This is a genomic window from Floridaenema aerugineum BLCC-F46 (assembly GCF_041929345.1).
In the GTDB taxonomy this organism is placed as follows: domain Bacteria; phylum Cyanobacteriota; class Cyanobacteriia; order Cyanobacteriales; family Aerosakkonemataceae; genus Floridanema; species Floridanema aerugineum.
In genome coordinates this window covers 1-2,207 of record NZ_JBHFNQ010000250.1, presented here as the reverse complement: position 1 = coordinate 2,207, position 2,207 = coordinate 1, and the positions used below count along the sequence as shown (strand labels likewise).

3 protein-coding genes are annotated in these 2,207 nt (G+C 39.4%); all 3 read right to left on the bottom strand.

All coding sequences use genetic code 11. From position 1 onward, the window contains the following. Positions 1 to 150: 150 nt before the first annotated feature. The 3 genes from ACE1CC_RS33650 to ACE1CC_RS33640 all read right to left on the bottom strand — a co-directional run bounded on the left by ACE1CC_RS33650 (position 151) and on the right by ACE1CC_RS33640 (position 1,745). A complete protein-coding gene (locus ACE1CC_RS33650) occupies positions 151 to 753 on the bottom strand; it encodes a tyrosine-type recombinase/integrase (protein WP_413274794.1) in 603 nt (200 codons plus the stop codon). 61 nt (positions 754 to 814) lie between these two features. Then, a complete protein-coding gene (locus ACE1CC_RS33645; RefSeq protein ID WP_413274793.1) occupies positions 815 to 1,420 on the bottom strand; it encodes a hypothetical protein in 606 nt (201 codons plus the stop codon). After that, positions 1,407 to 1,745 carry a hypothetical protein gene (locus tag ACE1CC_RS33640; protein WP_413274792.1) on the bottom strand — a complete coding sequence of 113 codons (339 nt, stop codon included), beginning with the start codon at positions 1,743 to 1,745 and terminating at the stop codon, positions 1,407 to 1,409. Before ACE1CC_RS33640 ends, ACE1CC_RS33645 begins: the two co-directional genes overlap by 14 nt. Positions 1,746 to 2,207 lie beyond the last annotated feature (462 nt).

The window sequence follows — 2,207 nt, the reverse complement described above, 5'->3', positions numbered from 1 at the left end:
TGAATCCCCACGAAACTAATCTTTTTATTTCATCAGAGAATTATATACTCTGCCCAGAAAATAGTTTCAATAAGTGGGTTAATTTTCTCAATAAGACTTAGATTTTTAGGAAGCATCCATGAATTTAAACGTATTTTCAATACTTCCAGCTTATATATCGGAAAAACTATCTTTTCCAACGTGATGGAACTGGAGACTAGCGATCGCGCTTCTGCGCTGCTCCTCTGAGACTTCCAGGTACTTCTGAAGTTCGTTAAGCGAGTGATGACCGGAAATATCCTGAATCACTCGTAAAGGCACTCCAGCATTGCTCATAGCCGTTAAAGCAGTCCGTCTAAAGCTGTGAGTACTCACTCCTTCTAACCCAGCCTTCTTGCAGGCTTTCCTTAATATCCAGTCAGCAGAATCAGCATCAAGATGCCGCCAATGGTAGCTGCGGCTTTGAAAAACCCAGAGTTTACCAGGCTTGTGGACTTCCAGTAGTTTTACTAATTCGGGATGAGCGTCGATCGTCCTGGTTCCCTGCTTTCCTTTGGTGTTGCTCTTGCGGATCTGGATTTGCGATCGGACCTGGCCCTCGTCAGTGTAACAATCTTCTGTTTGTAACGAACAGGCTTCTGATATTCGACATCCAAGGTACAGACAACAGCCAAACAAGGCTCGATCGCGATCGGACCGGAAAGCATCAAATAATTTAGTTATTTGTTGAGCATTTAATATTGCTGCTTTTCCATATCGATCGATCTTTGGCATCTTCCAATTTTAACTATCATTTTTGAGATTTTCTCTTGCTTTAACCTGTAAAATGCCTACTCTAAAGTTGATCTCCTGGAATAATTGTAGTAGTAAAAAGAAATCTGCGATCAGCTTGGTAACGGGGGTCGGTTTTAACGATACTCATAAATTCCAAATGTCCTTTGCGAGTTCTGCCCACCAAACATCCAGCACTGGCTCGACCGATATTGTCTGGAGGCAAATCATATCCCCAGTGTTGGTTAATGCCAAACAAACCTCGATCGACCCCATCGCCGATTCGTAACCCGTCCTTGTTGCTATCTCGGTACACCATAACTTCAGCAACTTGGATTAACGCTTCGTGCGGTTGAGAATTGCCGTGCATACCGACAGCCCAAGCTTTGTACTGACCGAAAGCGATTCGTGCTGCACCTTTAGGATTCATCGGATGCTCAGTATAAAACCGACCCGGTTCGGTTGTTGCAGACCAATTCCCAAGAAGATGGAAATCATTAGACAAGACTAACCGCACATCATTAAATTGATTGGGTGCGTCGTTGTTAAAATTGCCTTCAACATCCATTCCTTCCACATAGATAATATTTTTCTCATCCTTCCCAGTGAAAAGCCTGTAATTCATCTTTTGACAATAAAGAACAATTAAGTCGATTTTATCGTTTAACATTTCTACCCCCTAGTTCACCGCTATAATCTAGCGTCCGACGCATAATAAAAATTTCGTTAATTAAAGTGTTATTTTGCTGCTGAAGATGCTTAATCAACTCGTCTCTTTGAGCTAATTCTCTTTTGTCCTCTTCAATTCTTGCTTGATTAACAGCTTTTATGTTTTCTACTCTAGCATCTACTACCGCTTTTAATCCCCATAAAATCATCGGAAAAGCTGCCATAGAAACAACCCATATAGCGTGTACTGGACTAATGGGTAGGTCTTTTAAATCCGAGTAGCTGGGGATTTGAGGAATGGGTGCAAGTTCTGTTGTGTTAGCCATAAATGTTTCCTTTATGTATTACTTTAAGATTACTTGAGAAATTTTAAAGTTTCATCAATAAAATTAAGAATTATTCAAAGCTTTAAAAAATAAAGTTTCACTAAACAAACTTACTAAGCGTCCGTGTTTTCATGTGTGTCCGTATATTTTGAGTAAAACTTGATTGCTTCTATAATTATTTGAGTTCTGCTTTTACAAAGGAGCTTGGATAAGCGCTTTAATTCGTCGCTTGTCTCTTTGTCATATTTCAAATTAAACCTTATATATCTTTTCAATTAAGCTCTTGCTCACAGTGTAAAAGGAAGGCTAGGAAATCTGGATTTAATGGCATTTAATTTCCTCTGATGATATGAGCTATTTTTATCTACCCAAAACGGTACAACCAAAAGTAAATAAAGATAACAGTTATTGTATTTACCCTTGGGACAAATCAAGAATCTGTCTCCTTTGAAGTAATTCCCG

Excerpts from the sequence above, each read along its gene's own strand:
- ACE1CC_RS33650 (WP_413274794.1), bottom strand. The coding sequence starts at position 753 with ATGCCAAAGATCGATCGATATGGAAAAGCAGCAATATTAAATGCTCAA.
- ACE1CC_RS33645 (WP_413274793.1), bottom strand. The coding sequence starts at position 1,420 with ATGTTAAACGATAAAATCGACTTAATTGTTCTTTATTGTCAAAAGATG.
- ACE1CC_RS33640 (WP_413274792.1), bottom strand. The coding sequence starts at position 1,745 with ATGGCTAACACAACAGAACTTGCACCCATTCCTCAAATCCCCAGCTAC.